Annotated in this window: 13 protein-coding genes; 11 read left to right on the top strand and 2 right to left on the bottom strand. The window is 67.6% G+C overall.

The features are described from left to right. Positions 1–19 precede the first annotated feature (19 nt). From JJ691_RS15670 to JJ691_RS15640, 7 genes are read left to right on the top strand one after another with little or no spacing between them, the layout of a single operon-like run. Positions 20–1,300, top strand: a complete 1,281-nt coding sequence (locus JJ691_RS15670; RefSeq protein WP_211769492.1) for an extracellular solute-binding protein — start codon at positions 20–22, stop codon at positions 1,298–1,300. Then, entirely contained in the window at positions 1,297–2,175 is an 879-nt protein-coding gene (locus JJ691_RS15665; protein WP_211769491.1) for a carbohydrate ABC transporter permease, read from the top strand. Before JJ691_RS15670 ends, JJ691_RS15665 begins: the two co-directional genes overlap by 4 nt. Beyond that, positions 2,172–3,056 carry a carbohydrate ABC transporter permease gene (locus JJ691_RS15660; protein ID WP_211769490.1) on the top strand — a complete coding sequence of 295 codons (885 nt, stop codon included), beginning with the start codon at positions 2,172–2,174 and terminating at the stop codon, positions 3,054–3,056. Before JJ691_RS15665 ends, JJ691_RS15660 begins: the two co-directional genes overlap by 4 nt. 4 nt (positions 3,057–3,060) lie before the next feature. Continuing rightward, positions 3,061–4,125, top strand: coding sequence for an ABC transporter ATP-binding protein (locus JJ691_RS15655; RefSeq protein WP_211769489.1), 1,065 nt, complete (start codon positions 3,061–3,063; stop codon positions 4,123–4,125). 4 nt (positions 4,126–4,129) lie between these two features. Continuing rightward, positions 4,130–5,062: an acetylxylan esterase gene (locus tag JJ691_RS15650; RefSeq protein ID WP_211769488.1), complete on the top strand. Its 933-nt coding sequence runs from the start codon at positions 4,130–4,132 to the stop codon at positions 5,060–5,062. Further along, positions 5,059–5,919, top strand: a complete 861-nt coding sequence (locus JJ691_RS15645; RefSeq protein ID WP_211769487.1) for an acetylxylan esterase — start codon at positions 5,059–5,061, stop codon at positions 5,917–5,919. Before JJ691_RS15650 ends, JJ691_RS15645 begins: the two co-directional genes overlap by 4 nt. Next, a complete protein-coding gene (locus tag JJ691_RS15640) occupies positions 5,916–6,944 on the top strand; it encodes an aminotransferase class V-fold PLP-dependent enzyme (RefSeq protein WP_211769486.1) in 1,029 nt (342 codons plus the stop codon). The genes JJ691_RS15645 and JJ691_RS15640 overlap by 4 nt, the downstream gene beginning before the upstream one ends. Positions 6,945–7,007: 63 nt before the next feature. Here the strand turns inward: JJ691_RS15640 and JJ691_RS15635 are convergent, their stop codons facing one another. After that, on the bottom strand, positions 7,008–8,615 hold the full coding sequence (locus JJ691_RS15635) for a CocE/NonD family hydrolase (protein WP_211769485.1): 1,608 nt from the start codon (positions 8,613–8,615) through the stop codon (positions 7,008–7,010). Next, positions 8,612–9,223 (bottom strand): TetR/AcrR family transcriptional regulator, encoded by a 612-nt coding sequence (locus tag JJ691_RS15630; protein ID WP_249227954.1) that lies wholly within the window; start codon positions 9,221–9,223, stop codon positions 8,612–8,614. Before JJ691_RS15630 ends, JJ691_RS15635 begins: the two co-directional genes overlap by 4 nt. A 477-nt stretch (positions 9,224–9,700) precedes the next feature. On the opposite strand from JJ691_RS15630, the gene JJ691_RS15625 reads away from it, so the two are divergent. The 4 genes from JJ691_RS15625 to JJ691_RS15610 all read left to right on the top strand — a co-directional run bounded on the left by JJ691_RS15625 (position 9,701) and on the right by JJ691_RS15610 (position 14,706). Continuing rightward, positions 9,701–11,860, top strand: a complete 2,160-nt coding sequence (locus JJ691_RS15625) for a pectinesterase family protein (RefSeq protein ID WP_211769484.1) — start codon at positions 9,701–9,703, stop codon at positions 11,858–11,860. Positions 11,861–11,956: 96 nt separating this feature from the next. After that, positions 11,957–12,211 carry a hypothetical protein gene (locus tag JJ691_RS15620; RefSeq protein ID WP_211769483.1) on the top strand — a complete coding sequence of 85 codons (255 nt, stop codon included), beginning with the start codon at positions 11,957–11,959 and terminating at the stop codon, positions 12,209–12,211. Between the two features lie 18 nt (positions 12,212–12,229). Further along, a complete protein-coding gene (locus JJ691_RS15615; RefSeq protein ID WP_211769482.1) occupies positions 12,230–13,573 on the top strand; it encodes an MFS transporter in 1,344 nt (447 codons plus the stop codon). After that, positions 13,570–14,706 (top strand): mandelate racemase/muconate lactonizing enzyme family protein, encoded by a 1,137-nt coding sequence (locus JJ691_RS15610; protein ID WP_211769481.1) that lies wholly within the window; start codon positions 13,570–13,572, stop codon positions 14,704–14,706. Before JJ691_RS15615 ends, JJ691_RS15610 begins: the two co-directional genes overlap by 4 nt. Positions 14,707–15,037 lie beyond the last annotated feature (331 nt).

Here is a 15,037-nt window from a genome sequence, read left to right as displayed (position 1 = left end):
GGTCGTTTGAGGAGGCCCGATGGACCGACGGAGCTTCCTGCTCGCGACCGCGACCCTGCCGCTGCTGGCCGGCTGCGCGGGCCGCGGCAGCGACGGCACGGTCCGCTTCGAGGGCTGGGACTACGAGGCGCAGCTGGTGCAGCGCAACATCGACCGCTTCACCCGGCTGACCCCGGACGTGCCGGTGTCCTACACGCCGATCACCAGCGCCCAGTTCATCCAGAAGATCACCGCGGAGTTCCTCGGCGGTGGCGGGCCGGACGTGCTCTACATGTACGACGACTCGCTGGCCGGCTCGGTCGACGCCGAGTACCTGCAACCGCTGGACGACATCGCCGGCATCGACGCGATCTACAACGCCATCTACCCGTCCAACGCCGCCGCCATGACGTACCAGGGAAAGCGCTGGGGCCTGCCGTACTACACCGACATGCAGGCGCTGGTCTACAACGCCGAGATTCTCGCCAAGGCCGGCATCTCGGCGCCGCCGACTTCGCTGGACGAGCTGGAACAGCAGGCGCTGCGGATCAAGCGCGCCGGTGTGTTGCAGTACCCGTTGGGAGTGCCGGCACAGCTCGCCGACACCGCAGCACTGTGGTTGTGGGCCTTGGTGTTCGCCAACGGCAGCGATCTGTTCGATCAGGACCTCCAACCGCACATGAGCCCGCTCACCGGTGTTTTCGAGTGGGTGCAACGGGTGAGCCGGCAGTCGAAGGTGCTCGATCCCGCCTGTGTGCAACTGCTTCCCGTCCCGATGGACAACGCCGTGATGGCCGGCCGCTACGCTTTTGTCCTCGCACCAAGGTATTCGCTGCGCACCTACAACGATCCGGCCAAGTCCAAGGCCGCCGGCAAGATCAAGATGGCACAGGTGCCGAGCCTGGACGGCCACAGCCAGGGCACGGTCAGCAGCACCCGGATGTACTGCCTGAACGGGACAACTCAGGTTCGGGACAAGGCCATCCGCCTGCTGAAATACTTGGGCGGCTTCGACTCCACCGGTCTGCCGTATACCGCGAAGTACTGGTTCATCCAGCGCGGACTGGGTTTCCCGTTCCACTCGCTCACGACCGACCCAGATGTCCTCACCGTGCTGGGAAAGTTCGCCGATTCCACGGTCTACGCCCAACTCGCCCAGGTCGCACGGGCGCGTATCGGCACGTCCGCGCCCTGGTACCCGCAGTTCGAACAGGCGATGCAGCGAGCGACCCAGCAGGTTGTGATCGGGTCGACGACGCCGGCCGCCGCGACGGCGAGCCTCGACGCCACGGCCCGATCGCTCGCGCGGAGCTTCGCATGACCGACACCCGCCGTGCCTACCTGTTCAACACGCCGGCGCTCGTTGTCCTGCTCGCGCTGGTCGCCTATCCGATCGGCTACTCGTTCTGGGTCAGCCTGCACCGCTACAACCTCAAGCGTCCCAAGGCGATCCGGTTCATCGGTCTGGACAACTACCTGTCGCTGTGGCAGGACCCGGAATTCCTGAGCTCGCTGCGCACGACCGCGTTGTTCGTGCTGTTGGTCGTGGCGATGACTGTCGTGCTGGCGGTGATCCTCGCCTTGGTGCTGAACGAGACTTTTCTCGGTCGTGGCGTGCTGCGCAGTCTGGCGCTGCTGCCGTGGGCGATGCCCGGCGTGGTCAACGGCCTGATGTGGCGGACCATCTTCGACGCCAAGACCGGGGTGCTCAACGGTTTGCTCGTCTCATTAGGGCTCATCGACGGCTATCAGGCGTGGCTGTCCTCGCCGACCGGCGCGTTCCTGCTCACCGCGTTCGCCCAGGTTTGGAACACGTTGCCGTTCGCGGTGATCCTGCTGTTGGCCGGACTGTCCACCATCCCGTCCGACCTCTACGATGCCGCCAGGGTCGACCGCGCCGGGGTGGCCCGTCGATTCAACGAGGTGACGCTGCCGTGGCTGCTGCACCCGCTGTTGATCGTGCTGATCCTGGAGACGATGAACGCCTTCCGCGCGTTCGACACGATCTACGTGCTCACCGGCGGCGGTCCGGGTGACGCGACCGAGGTGATCGCCGTGCTGAACATCAGGACGGCGCTCACCTACACCGACTTCGGCCTGGGCAGCGCATACTCGTGGGTGATCACCCTGATCACGCTGCTGGTCTCGGCCGGTTATGTGACCCTGCTCTACCGGAGGGGGAACTTCGAGCCGTGAACGCCGTTCCGCTCCGTTACCGGATGCCGTGGAAGAAGATCGCGGTCTACGCGATCGCCGCCTGTTTCGCGCTGTACCTGGTGCTGCCGTTCTACTGGATCTTCGCGATGAGCTTCATGCCCGAGGTTGACGCGATCTCCGTGCCGCCGCAGTGGTTTCCGGCGCATCCGACGCTGGAGAACTACCTCAGCTTCCTCAAGCCGAACGCCGGCGAGGCGCTGGTCGGCGGCCGCGCGATCGAGGAAACCCCGTACGCGCTGGGAAACAGTCTGATCGTCGCGGTGTCCACGGCCGCGTTGAACCTGCTGCTGGCCGTGCCGGCCGCCTATGCCTTCTCCCGCATGCGTTTCCGGGGCAGCAAGATGCTGCTGATCGGCTACCTGATCACGCGGATGGTGCCGAGCGTGGCGATCATCATTCCGTTCTATCTCATGATGCGGGCGGTCGGCCTGCTCGATACCTACGGTGCGCTGATCCTGAGCTATCTGACGTTCTCGCTGCCAGTGACGATCTGGGTGCTCAAGGACTTCTTCCGGGCTGTGCCAAGGGAGTTGGAGGACGCGGCGCGGGTGGACCGCTGCGGCTGGCTGCGCACGATGTGGTCGGTGTTCCTGCCGGTGGCCGCGCCGGGGCTGGTCGCGGCCGCGGTGTTCTCGTTCATGACCGCGTGGAACGAGTTCATGTTCGCGCTGTTCATGACATCAACGAAGGCGGCGAAGACGATTCCGGTCGTGGCCGCGGATTTCGCCACCGACATGAACACGCAGTTCACCCTGATGGCGGCGGCCGGGGTGCTCGCGGTGCTGCCGCCGCTGGTGTTGGTGCTGGTTTTCCAGCGGCTGCTCGTGCGGGGCATGGCCGCCGGCTCGGTCAAGGGGTGAGCGGATGGCACAGGTGCGGTTGGAGAACCTGCGCAAGAGCTTCGGTGACATGGTCGCTGTCGACGGGATCGACCTCACCGTCGCCGACCGCGAGTTCCTGACGCTGGTCGGGCCGTCCGGCTGCGGCAAGTCGACGACGTTGCGCATGGTGTGCGGGTTGGAGAAGGCCAGCTCGGGACAGGTGTACTTCGACGAAGTCCCGGTCGGTTACCTACCGGCGAACAAGCGCGACGTGGCAATGGTGTTCCAGAGCTACGCGCTCTACCCACACAAGACAGTCGCACAGAATATCGGCTTCGCGCTGCGCATGATGCGGGTGCCCAAGGACGAGATCGCCCGCCGCGTGACCACCACCGCTCGAACCCTGGGCATCGAGAAGCTGCTGAACCGTCGGCCCCGCGAGCTTTCCGGCGGTCAGCGACAGCGGGTCGCACTGGGCCGCGCGATCATCCGTGACGCCGGCGCGTACCTGCTCGACGAGCCACTGTCCAATCTGGACGCACAGCTGCGCGTTGAGATGCGGGCCGAACTCAAGCGCCTGCACGCCGACCTGGCACGCACCTTCATCTATGTCACGCACGACCAGGTCGAGGCAATGACCATGTCAGATCGGATCGCCGTGCTCAACAACGGCAAGGTGGAGCAGTGCGCGCCGCCGGAGGAGATCTACGAGCGGCCGGCCACGATGTTCGTGGCGTCGTTCATGGGCAGCCCGGCGATGAACTTCCTGCCCGGTCAACTGGCCGGCGAACGCCAGTTCCGCGGTCCCGCGTGGTCCCAGGAACTGCCGGTTCCCGTTGCGGTGTCCGGTGATGTCGTACTCGGTGTGCGGCCGGAGGATGTGCGGCTCGGCGATCCGGACGGGACGCCGGGCAGGGTGTTCGTGGTCGAACCGCTCGGCGCCGACGTGCTGGTGACCGTCGATGTCGGTGGTGTCCATGTCAGGGCTCGTGTCCCGGCGCCGTTCCGCGCGGCACACGACGACGCGGTCACGGTGACGTTCCGTCCGGACCGCCTGCACCTTTTCCAGGCACAGGGCGGCGCGGCCGTGCACGCGCCAGGAAGGTGACACCATGACCCGCGATCCCGAGGCGGCGGACATCCAGGTGCCGCGACCCGCGGACTTCGCCGAGTTCTGGGCGGAGACCATGCGGTTGACCACAGCACACGATCCGGCGCCGGAACTGCGTTCCCGCGGTGACCTGTCGTCGGATCAGGTCGATGTGGTCGAACTGAGCTACACCAGTTTTCAGGGCGTTCGCGTCACGTCCTGGTACGCGGCCCCGGCCGGCCCCGCGCCCGCCGGCGGCTGGCCTGTCGTCCTGCACATTCCCGGCTATATCTCGGAACCGGCCATCATGAAATCGTGGGCCGCGCGGGGCTACATCGCGATCGATCTCGCGCCGCGCGGCAAACTGCGGTCGAACGGCGTGGTGAACCCCGGCTACCCGGGTCTGCTCACCCACAACATGGTCGACCGGTTCTCCTACGACTACCGGGGGTTCTACGCCGACATCGTACGGGCGCTCGACGTCGTCGCCGCGCTGCCGCAGGTCAATTCGAACCGGATCGGCGTGTGGGGTTCCAGTCAGGGCGGCGGTCTCGGCCTGGTAGCCGCCGCCATGCGCCCGGAGTTGGTGCGTTGCGTCGCGGCCGGCGCGCCCTATCTGTGCGGGATCATGGAGTCAGCCAAGTTGACGCATTCCTATCCCTATGAGGAGATCACCGAGTACCTGCGGGTGCATCCCTCGCACGAGCCACTGCTCGCGGAGACCGCCAGCTACTTCGACGTGCTCAACTTCGCGCCGCAGGTGCAGGCGCCCACGCTGGTGTACCTCGGGATGGAAGACGACGTGTGCCCACCGGAGACCGGGTTCGCCGCCTTCCGGCTGTTGCCGCAGACCAAGCAGCTGCTGACGTACCAGCGGTGCGCGCATCACGCCGGCCTGCACTGGGTGATCACCGAGGTGGAGAAGTTCCTCGCCGGACATCTGGAGGCAGTGTGAATTCCATTCGGGTGAGCTTCTGGAACACGGTCGACGCCGAACTGGCCGCGTTTGCGGCGCGACCGGTCGTCGACCAGACGCCCGCTCGGTCCACTTCGGACTTCACCGGCTACGAGGTGCACCTCACTGGCCTCGACGGCTACCGGCTGTTCGGCTACCTCAGCGTGCCGACCGGACCAGGTCCGTTTCCCGCCTTGCTTGAGATTCCCCGCCATGGCAGCGTGAACAATCCGCCGCACTACATCGACCGGCTCCGTTACGTCGTGTTCACTCCCATGCATCGCGGGCAGCGTCGCTCCGACAGTCCTTTCGCCGCAGCCTATCCCGGCCTGTTCACCCTCGACATCACCGACTCCGTCCGTTACATCTACCGCTCGATCGTCGCGGACTGTCTACGCTTCGCCGAGTTCCTTCTCTCATTGCCCACTGTGGACGGCTCTCGTGTGGGCGTTGTCGGCGACGACCTGGCTCTCCTCACCGCCGCCCGCCGCCCCCTGTTCACCGCCGTCCAGGTCAACACCCCCTTGCTGCACAACGCCTTGCAGCGTCGTCTCACGACGACCGAGTACCCGTTGGAGGAGCTCAACGACCACCTCCGGCTCCGTGCCGGCGACGAGTCCTTGATCGCCTCCACTCTCGCCCTGTTCGATCCCGTCTCCCATGCCCGCGACGTCACCGCCCATACGCTGCTCGCCGTGCCCAGCGTCGACTCACCGTGGAGCGCCGACCTGCTCGCGGGTTTGCGACACCTGGAGACCTACCAACTCACCAACGAGGACGCCGTGGACGTCCGGTCCATGGACACCTGGCTGGCAGGACAGCTCGGTGTGGAGCCGAAAGCACGGTTCGCCGCATGATCGAACTTCGACCCGTGATCAACGCCGCCGCCACCCTTACCCGCCTGGGCGGCTCGCGGCTCGCACCGCCCGTCATCGAGGCCATGACCGCGGCCTCGCAGTGTTTCGTCGACCTGCCCGACCTTCAGCGGCAAGTCGGCGCCGAGCTGGCCCGTCTGACCGGCAACGAGGCCGGCTACGTCAGTTCCGGAGCCTCCGCCGGCATCACCCTGTCCGTGGCCGCCTGCGCCGGCGGCTCCTTCCCGCGCGACTTCGAGGTCGCCATACTTCCCCAGCACCGCAACCCCTATGACTTCGCCGCCCGCCTACTCGGCGCTCGCATCGTCGACCTGGACGCCACGAGCCCCGACACCGCCTGCCTGCTCTGGTTCGCCGGTGCCCACTACGGCGATGCCGACCTCGGCAAGGCCATCGCCCTCGCTCACTCCTACGGTGTCCCCGTCCTCGTCGACGCCGCCGCCCAGGTGCCGCCCATCTCGTCGCTGTGGTCCTTCACCGTCGATGCCGGCGCCGATGCCGTCATCCTCAGCGGTGGCAAGGGTTTGCGCGGGCCGCAGTCCAGTGGGCTCGTGCTCGGGCGGGCCGACATCGTCGAGGGCTGTCGCCGGTTCGGCTCGCCCAACCACGGTGTCGGCCGTGGGATGAAGGTGGGCAAGGAGGAGCTTCTCGGCCTGCTCGCCGCCGTTGAGTGGTCGCTGGCCCAGGACGAGCCAGCGCTGCTCGATTCGTACGAGCGCGTCGTCACCGACTGGCTCACCGCGCTCAACCGCTTCCCCGGCGTCACCGCCGTCCGCGGCTTCCCCAGCGAGGCCGGCCAGCCCCACTCCCGCGCCCTCGTCCGCGTGGCCGGTTGGTCCGCCCCCGCCCTCGCCGACGCCCTCTGGTCCGGCTCTCCCCGCGTAGCCGTGCTCGTCGTCGACGACGCCATCGCCCTCAACCCTCAGACCCTCGCTCCCGGTGAGCACTCCCTGGTCCTGGACGCACTGGTCGCCGTGGTGGCAAGTTCCCGCTTCGAGCCCATCTGACACGATCGCCGGCCCGCGCCGTCTACCTGTGTCCGAACAACTTCCTCGCCCGCACAACGCGATTCAGTGGTCCGCCCGCACCGGGAGGATGATCGCGGACGGGCGGGACGGGTCGTGGTGGACGGTCTGGTTGGCGCTGATCATCGTGGTGGCGGTGGCCAGCGGCTCGCCGGTGCCGGGGTTGCGGGCGAAGCGGGGGAAGGCGCCGCTGGAGACTTGGACCCGGATCCGGTGTCCGCGCTGGAATCGGTGCGCGGTGGGCCAGAGTCCGACGACGGCTCGACGCGTTTCGTCGGCGTCGGTGAGGCTGACCAGGCCGTCGCAGACGTTCCAGGAGCGACCGGCCGGATCGACGTCGCAGAGCCGGACGAACACGTCGGCGTGGGCCAAGCTGGATCGGAACCAGATCTCGGCGCTCACCTCGCCGATCACCTCGACGTCCTCGTCCAGGACGGGGGTGGTGTACGTCAACACGTCCGGTCGGGCCTCCAGCGCGGTGTTGTCCACGCGGCCGCGGTCCTTGGACATGCGCACACCGCCGGCGGCGGGGGTCGGATCGACCGGGTCGTAGCGGTAGTGGTCGGGGTCGGACTCGACGGGGTCGTCCGCCAGCCCGCCACTGGGCTGGAGATGGAACCGGCGGGGCGCGTAGCCGGCCGGGGGCCAGGATGCGAAGTCGCGCCAGGTGTTCTCGCCCATGACGTACAGCCGGACGGGCGGCCGCTGTGGCGGTTGTTCGCCGCGAGCCAGCGGCAGTCCGAACTCGATGGCCTCGGTGAAGGGGGTGTTGGTCATGTCCACGTGCGTCCACGGTCCGACGGTCAGCCGGGCCGGCCGGCCCGCGTCCCGCAGGATCTGGAAGTCCCGTAGCTGGCCGGGCAGGAAGATGTCGTACCAGCCGCCGATGGAGCTGACCGGCGCGGTCACCTTGGCCACGTTGTCACGCTGGTCGAATCCGTGCCACCGCGGGGAGTCGGCGTCGTGCACGAGGATGTCCTGGATGTACTGGGAGCGCTCGCCGATTGCGGCCAGGTCGGCCTGACTGAGCGGCAGGGTCAGCAGGGCCTTGGCGGTTCGCGGACCCTGGATGATCTGGCGGGCCAACGCCAGCGGCCGTTCCTGGGTGCCGACCATCGCGCCCCAGCCGAAGGGAGTCTCCAGCGACATGCCGTCGGCGCGCAGGAACTCGAGGGTCAGCGCCGACTCCGTGACGACCGGGATGAGCGCCTTGACCTGAGGCGGCAGCCGGTCGGCGACCGCCCACTGTACATGGCCCAGGTAGCTCATCCCGAACAGCACCATCGCCTCGCCGAACCAGGGCTGGGTCAGCACCCAGTCGATCGTCGCCAGGCCGTCCGACCTTTCCTGCCGCATCGGGTCGAAGACGCCGCCGGAGCCGAACCCGCCGCGGACGCTCTGGATCAGCACCTGGTATCCGCGTTCGGCCAGCGGGCGGGCCATTCCCGTGCCGATCAGCCCGCTGCGCCCGTACGGCGACCGGATCAGCGCGGTCGGCAGGCCGTCGCCGCCGTGGCGCGGGGCCCACCGGTCGGCCAGCAGCTCGACGCCGTCCGGCATCGGCACCCGGAGGTTCCGGTGGACCACGACGTCCCGGGTGGACGGGGGAGGCAGCTTCAGCTGGCGCTGGATGAGGTGGCTGATCAGGCTCATGGCCGGTCCTTCCGGTCCGAAGTGGATTCGGCCGCGTGCAGGACGGAGGTCACGCGCAGCAGCCGGTCGGTGAATGCCTCGGGATCGAGCGGGTCGGGTCCGTCGATCACCCAGGCTCGGACGAAGGCGGCCGCGCCGCCGGTCACGAAGGTGGCGATGTCGTCGAGCTCGGAGGGAGTGAGCCCGGCGCCGTGCAGCTGCCGGATGCCTTCCCGGTTCAGCGGCCGGAGCAGGGTGATCAGGCCCTGGTCCACCGCGAGCGCGGTGGGTCCGGTCATCAGCGCGCGGTAGAACGGCCGGTGGCCGGCGAAGTGGCGTGCCACGGCGAGGGCGCCGCCGCGTGCGTCCGGTGTCCGGCCGTCGTCGGCGGGGCGGGCCAGTAGTTCGTTGCTGGCCAGGTCGACGGCGGCGGCCACCAACAGCGCGTCGCGATCGCCGAAGTGCTGGTACACGACCTTTCGGCTCACGTCCGCGGCATCCGCGAGATCGGAGAGCGGGATGGCGGCCGTGCCGCGTTCGGTGACCAGGTCCACCGCGGCCTGCATCAGCGCGGCACGTGAGCGACGCACGCGACGGTCCTGCGACGGCTCGGGCGGGGTCAGGTCCACGCCCAAAAAGTACACACTCGTGTCTAAAGATACAAGTGTTCCCTAACGGCCTGACCTTGTGTCGGTCACCAGGTGACGGGCGGCGTCACCAGACCGCCGGTCACCGTTGTCACGGCGGCCAGTTCCGAGGCGCGGTAGGGGGGCGCCGAGTAAGGATTTCGCCGTGCTGCCGGTCTGGCCGGGGTCTCCTTGCGAACGGTTCTCGAATTAATCGAATTGAGGGCTAATCGCAAAGAGTCGTTGAAGCATTCCTACGTTCGTCGGTGCCGTTGTCGGCAGGGCGCGGGTTAGGTTCGGGGGACCTGCTCCCCGGGGGCGGGAACGACCAGGCCCGCAGACCGTAAACGAGAGTTCCTCAGCTCGCGCTCATGGTGGCGGCGAGGTGTGTTGAGCCAGTCGGGATGATCACGACACGCCGACCGTAATGATCGACTGTCGTAGCAGTGAGGTCAGGTTGCGATCTCAAGGGAGAGCTCAATGTCAGGCAAGTTCCGCCGCTGGTCCACGAGGATCGCGGCGTTGACCGTGCTGATCACCGCGCTGGGGGCCGGAAGCGCGACCGCGGGCGCCGTGCCGACATCAGCGGCACGCGAATGCGGCGCCAAAAGCTACGGAGCCATCGGCGATGGCAGGACCAAGGACACCTCCGCCCTCCAGAAGGCGCTGGCCGCCTGCGCGGGCGGCGGCACCGTGAGGCTGACCGCAGGCCGCTACCTCAGCGGCGCGCTCACCATCCCCGGCACCAACGTGGTGCTCCAGCTCGACAGCGGCGCCACCCTGCTTGCCTCGCAGGACCGTGGCGACTACCCGGCGTCCGGTTCGCACCTGGCCCCGTTGCTGTTGGCCAACAAGACCAGCAACGTCGCCGTCACCGGCGGCGGCACGATTGACGGCCAGGGCGCGCCATGGTGGGCGCAGACGAAGAAGGAGAAGGCCGCCGGGCTTCCCCTGTCGCCCCGGCCCGCCTTGATCGACATGGAATCGGTCAACACCGGGAGCATCACGGGCATCACGGTGAAGAACGCGCCGAACGTGCACATCACGATGAAGGCCTCGAACCACGTCACGATCGACCACATCACGATCAACTCGCCGGCGGATTCGCCCAACACCGACGGCATCGACGTGTGGTCGTCCGGGTTCGTCAGCATCACCAACAGCACCATCGACTGCGGCGACGACAACCTGGCGATCGACTCGTCGGCGCAGGGCGGCCCCGCTCACGACATCTCGCTGAGCGACAGCACGATCCGGAACGGGCACGGCCTGTCCATCGGCAGCTACACCGGTGGAGGCGTGCACGACGTCGACATCCACGACAACACCTTGACCGGGACCAGCTCCGGCGCGCGGATCAAAACCGCGCGGGGTCGAGGCGGCGAGGTACACCACGTCACCTACCGCAACCTGACGATGACCAAGGTCCCCACTCCGATCTCTGTCACCGCCTACTACCCGAAGGTGCCCGCCGACGGCGACCCCGCGCAGACGGTCACCGACACCACGCCGAACTACCACGACATCACCATCAGCAACGTGACCGCGACCGGAGCCACGGCGGCCGGGCAGATCATCGGGTTGCCTGAGCGGTCGATCACCGGGTTGACGCTCAACCACGTCGACATCACCGCGAATACCGGGATGGTGGTGCGCAACGCGCAGGTGACGACCTCGTCCACGACAATCAAGCCGTCTTCGGGATCCGCGTGGATCCTGCAGAGCAACGCGACGGTGACCCGCGGCTTCGCAGGCGAGACCAGGGCCACCGTCGCGGCGGACGGCACGGGCAAATACACCACGGTCCAGGCGGCCATCAACGCCGTACCGGCGGGCAACACCAAGCCGGTCACCATCACCATCGCGTCGGGCAACTACCGCGAGGTCGTCACGATCGACAAACCCTTTGTGACACTCAAAGGCACGGGATCATCCCCCCGCGATGTCGTGATCGTGAACAACCACTCGGCAGGCACACACGGAACGGCCGGCAGCGCGACGATGTTCGTGTCCGGGCACGATTTCCTGGCCGCAAACCTGACGATCTCCAACGATTTCGACCCAAGCAAGGCGACGTCCGGGGCGCAGGCCCTGGCGCTCAACCTCTCCGCTGACCGGGCCGTCTTCCGCGATGTGCGCATGCTGGGCAACCAGGACACCCTCTACCTAGCCAACTCGGCGCGCGCGTACCTGGCGAATTGCTACGTCGAGGGCACCGTCGACTTCATCTTCGGCGGCGGGACCGCGGTGTTCGACCACAGCTCGATCCACGAGAAGCGCAACACCGGCAGCCCGATCACCGCCGCCAGCACCCCGGCGACCAGCAAATACGGCCTGCTGTTCTACAAGTCCACCATAACCGGCGCGGCCGCGAACGTGACCTCGCTGGGCAGGCCATGGGGGCAGAACGCGCAGGTGCTCTACCGGGAGTCCTCGCTCAGCAACACGATCACGGGCGCCCAGCCGTGGACGGATATGGGCACCAGCACCTGGCAGCGCGCCCGGTTCCTTGAATACCGCAACACCGGCCCCGGCGCGTCGGTCAACGGCAACCGCCCGCAGCTGACCGACGCGCAGGCCACCGACTACACACCGCAGAAGTACGTGGCGGGATCGGACGGCTGGAACCCCATCTCGTAGGCACAGCCGAGAATCGAGTCGCTGACGCCCTTCCGGCACTGGGTGGGTGACCGGCCCGCGAGCGCTCGTCAAGATCACAACGGACGACGAGTCTGTGTGACCACGGTGCACGAGGTGGCGGTGGATTTCGGCGCGCCCGAGTTCGAGAGCCCCTACCAGTTCCCGACCCGCGACCATGACCGGCTGCTGCTCGCGATGATCGCCGGCGCCGGCACCACGGCCGTGCCGCGACCGTGGCTGGCAGCAGTATCTCCGCGGCACCGCCGCCCGCGTGACGCCGTTGGGTGGGCAATTCGCACTCTTGTGGCGGTTCGCGAAGCGTGGTTAGGGTATCTCATATACCAAGCATGATGTATCACGGGAGCAACGATGCCCAAGCCCAGAGTCAGCGCGCCCTCATCGGCGTCCGACCTGGCCGTGACCGGCCAGCGCCGCAGCCGGGTGCGCTGGTCGATCATCGGGCTCTCCGCGCTCGGCCTGACCATCGCCTACCTGGACCGGGCCGCGATCAGCGTGTCGATTCCGTTCATCTCGAAGGATTTCCACCTCAGCGCCGCGATCAAGGGCGTGGTGCTGTCCGCGTTCTTCTGGTCCTACGCGCTGTTCCAGATCCCCTCGGGTTGGTTGCTCGACCGGTTCGGCCCGCGCCTGATCTACCCGATCGCGGTCGGCTGGTGGTCGGTGTGGACGGCGCTGACCAGCGTGGCCGGCGGAGTGGGCTCACTACTGATGTTCCGGCTCGGCCTCGGCATGGGCGAGGCTCCGGTGCAGCCGGCCAACACCAAGGTGGTGTCCCGCTGGTTTCCCCGGCGGGAGAGGGCTTTCGCGTCCAGTCTGTTCGACTCGGGCCAGCAGATCGGCACGGCGCTGTCGGTCCCGGTGGTCACCGCGCTCATCCTGTTCGTCGGCTGGCGCCTGGCGTTCGTGGTGATCGGCGCGATCGGTCTGCTGTGGATTCTCGGCTGGCTCGCCGTCTACCGCGAACCCGAGCGCCACCGGCGCGTCTCGGCCGCGGAGTTGGCCCACATCCGGTCCGACCAGGGCGAGACGGTGGGCGCTGGCACGGTCGTCGCGGTGCCGTGGCGACGGTTGCTGCGCGAGAACCAGGTATGGGCCCTGCTCACCGGCTACATCTTCCGCGGTTTCGCCGGGGCCTTCTTCCTCACCTGGTACCCCAGCTACCTGATGGATGCCCGGCACTTCTCGCAAGAGGAGTTCGGCCTGGTCGGCGCGATCCCGGCGCTGATCGCCATCGGCGCCGACCTGCTCGGCGGCCTGCTGTCCGACCGGATGCTCGCGGCCGGCATTCCGACGAACATCGCCCGCAAGCTCCCGATCATCACCGGAGCCGTCCTGAGCGCGTGCATCGGGTTCGCGCCGTTCATCTCCAGCAACCTGGTGCTGATGACCGTGCTCACCGTCAGCAGTGCGGCACAGTCCTTCGCGGCCGCCTCGATTCTGAGCCTGCCGGCCGAGGTCGCCTCCACACCGGAGACAGTGGCGTCGATCGCTGGCTTCCAGAACTTCGGTTCGCAGATCGGCAACCTGGCCAGCCCGATCGTGATCGGCCTGCTGCTGACCCTCAGCGGCGGATCGTACGTTGGCCCACTGCTCGCCGGCGCCGCGAGCGCGCTGCTGTCCGCCGCGGTCTACCTGTTCTGGGTACGGGTCAAACCCATCACCCCGGCCAACACCGCGGAGGCCGCGGTATGAGAATCGAATCCCTGGAGACGTTCCGGCAGCGCGTCGGCAACCGTCCACGCCTGCTCGTCAAGATCACCACTGATGACGGTGTGGTCGGCTGGTCCGAGGTTTACAACCATGGCCCGGACCTCGCCTACCCTCCGTTGCTGGAGTATCTGTTCGAGCAGATCAAGGGTATGGACGCGACCCGCCCCACCTATGTGAACCAGTTCCTGCACCAGTCCAGCCGGTTCCCGCAGGGCGCGCTGGGCCTGGCCGCGATCGCCGCGATCGACCACGCGCTGTGGGACATCGCCGCGAAAGCGGTGGGCGTGCCGGTGTACCAGTTGCTCGGCGGTGCCGTCCGCGACCGGGTCCGCGTCTACGCCGGCCTCTACACCGCCCCCGATCTCGCCGAACTGACCGACACCACCGCCGTGCTGCATGAGCGGTTCGGCTTCACCGCGTTCAAGCTGAGTCCGTATCGCGGTGGCCTGCACGGCCGTCGATTCGGCCTGGTGGTGCGGGATCTGGGGGAGTACTTCGACCAAGTGCGCGCAGCGCTGCCCGACGAGTGGGAGTTCGCTTTCGACGCCCACGCTTGTCTGTGGGAGCCGTGGCACGCCGTCGAACTCGGCGCGGCCCTGGCCCCCAATCAGCCGCTGTTCCTGGAGGAGCCGCTGCGTCCCGAACACATCCCCGCGTGGTCGCGCGTCCGCTCGGAGATCCCCGTCCCGCTGGCCACCGGCGAGTCCCTGTACACCCCCAACGAGTTCCTCGCACTACTGACAGCTGACGGCGCCGATATCATCCAACCCGACATCTGCGTCGTCGGCGGCTTGACCCAGATCCGGAAAATCGCCGCCATCGCCGAAGCCCACTATGTGCCCGTCAGCCCACACAATCCCCTCGGCCCCCTGGCCACCGCCGCCAACCTCCACTTCGCGGCGGCCACAACAAACTTTGGCGTACTCGAATACAAAGTAGACGAGGTCTCCTGGTGCCCCGACCCCTACCTCCCCGTCGACGGCCACCTCGAACTACGTCCCGACCGCCCCGGCTGGGGAATCGAGATCGACGAAACCGCCCTGAAGACCGACGACTGGACCACCTGGAACCGCAGAGTCCCCACGCTTCCCGACGGCTCAACCGCCTGGATGTAGCCCAGTCTCGGTGCGCGGCACTGGACCGCATCCGGAACCAGCCGATGAGCCAGGTGTGCAGGCGAACGGCGCCAAACCCGTAGGGCGCGCCGTCACCGGGGCGGGCCAGTCGCGCGTCCGCCAGCGTTCGACGTGGAGTTGTACCAGGGACGCAACGTGGTCGAGCGGTGTTTCAACCGGCTCAAGCAGTTCCGGGACCTGGCCACGCGTCGCACTGGCCGAAGGGCGTTCGGCGAATCCGGCTCGTGATCAACATCTCTCGTGATGACGTTTCACTCGGTCCCGAACGACATGGCGACGGCCCGATACGAAACCGGCGCTGAACAACCGT

The sequence above is a fragment of the Kutzneria sp. CA-103260 genome (genome assembly GCF_018263855.1).
GTDB lineage: Bacteria > Actinomycetota > Actinomycetes > Mycobacteriales > Pseudonocardiaceae > Kutzneria.
Note: the sequence above shows the minus strand (reverse complement) of the source record. Positions and strands in the feature narration are given on the sequence as shown.

Coding starts and splice junctions, on each gene's coding strand:
- JJ691_RS15670 (WP_211769492.1), top strand. CDS start 20: ATGGACCGACGGAGCTTCCTGCTCGCGACCGCGACCCTGCCGCTGCTG.
- JJ691_RS15665 (WP_211769491.1), top strand. CDS start 1,297: ATGACCGACACCCGCCGTGCCTACCTGTTCAACACGCCGGCGCTCGTT.
- JJ691_RS15655 (WP_211769489.1), top strand. CDS start 3,061: ATGGCACAGGTGCGGTTGGAGAACCTGCGCAAGAGCTTCGGTGACATG.
- JJ691_RS15650 (WP_211769488.1), top strand. CDS start 4,130: ATGACCCGCGATCCCGAGGCGGCGGACATCCAGGTGCCGCGACCCGCG.
- JJ691_RS15640 (WP_211769486.1), top strand. CDS start 5,916: ATGATCGAACTTCGACCCGTGATCAACGCCGCCGCCACCCTTACCCGC.
- JJ691_RS15635 (WP_211769485.1), bottom strand. CDS start 8,615: ATGAGCCTGATCAGCCACCTCATCCAGCGCCAGCTGAAGCTGCCTCCC.
- JJ691_RS15625 (WP_211769484.1), top strand. CDS start 9,701: ATGTCAGGCAAGTTCCGCCGCTGGTCCACGAGGATCGCGGCGTTGACC.
- JJ691_RS15615 (WP_211769482.1), top strand. CDS start 12,230: ATGCCCAAGCCCAGAGTCAGCGCGCCCTCATCGGCGTCCGACCTGGCC.
- JJ691_RS15610 (WP_211769481.1), top strand. CDS start 13,570: ATGAGAATCGAATCCCTGGAGACGTTCCGGCAGCGCGTCGGCAACCGT.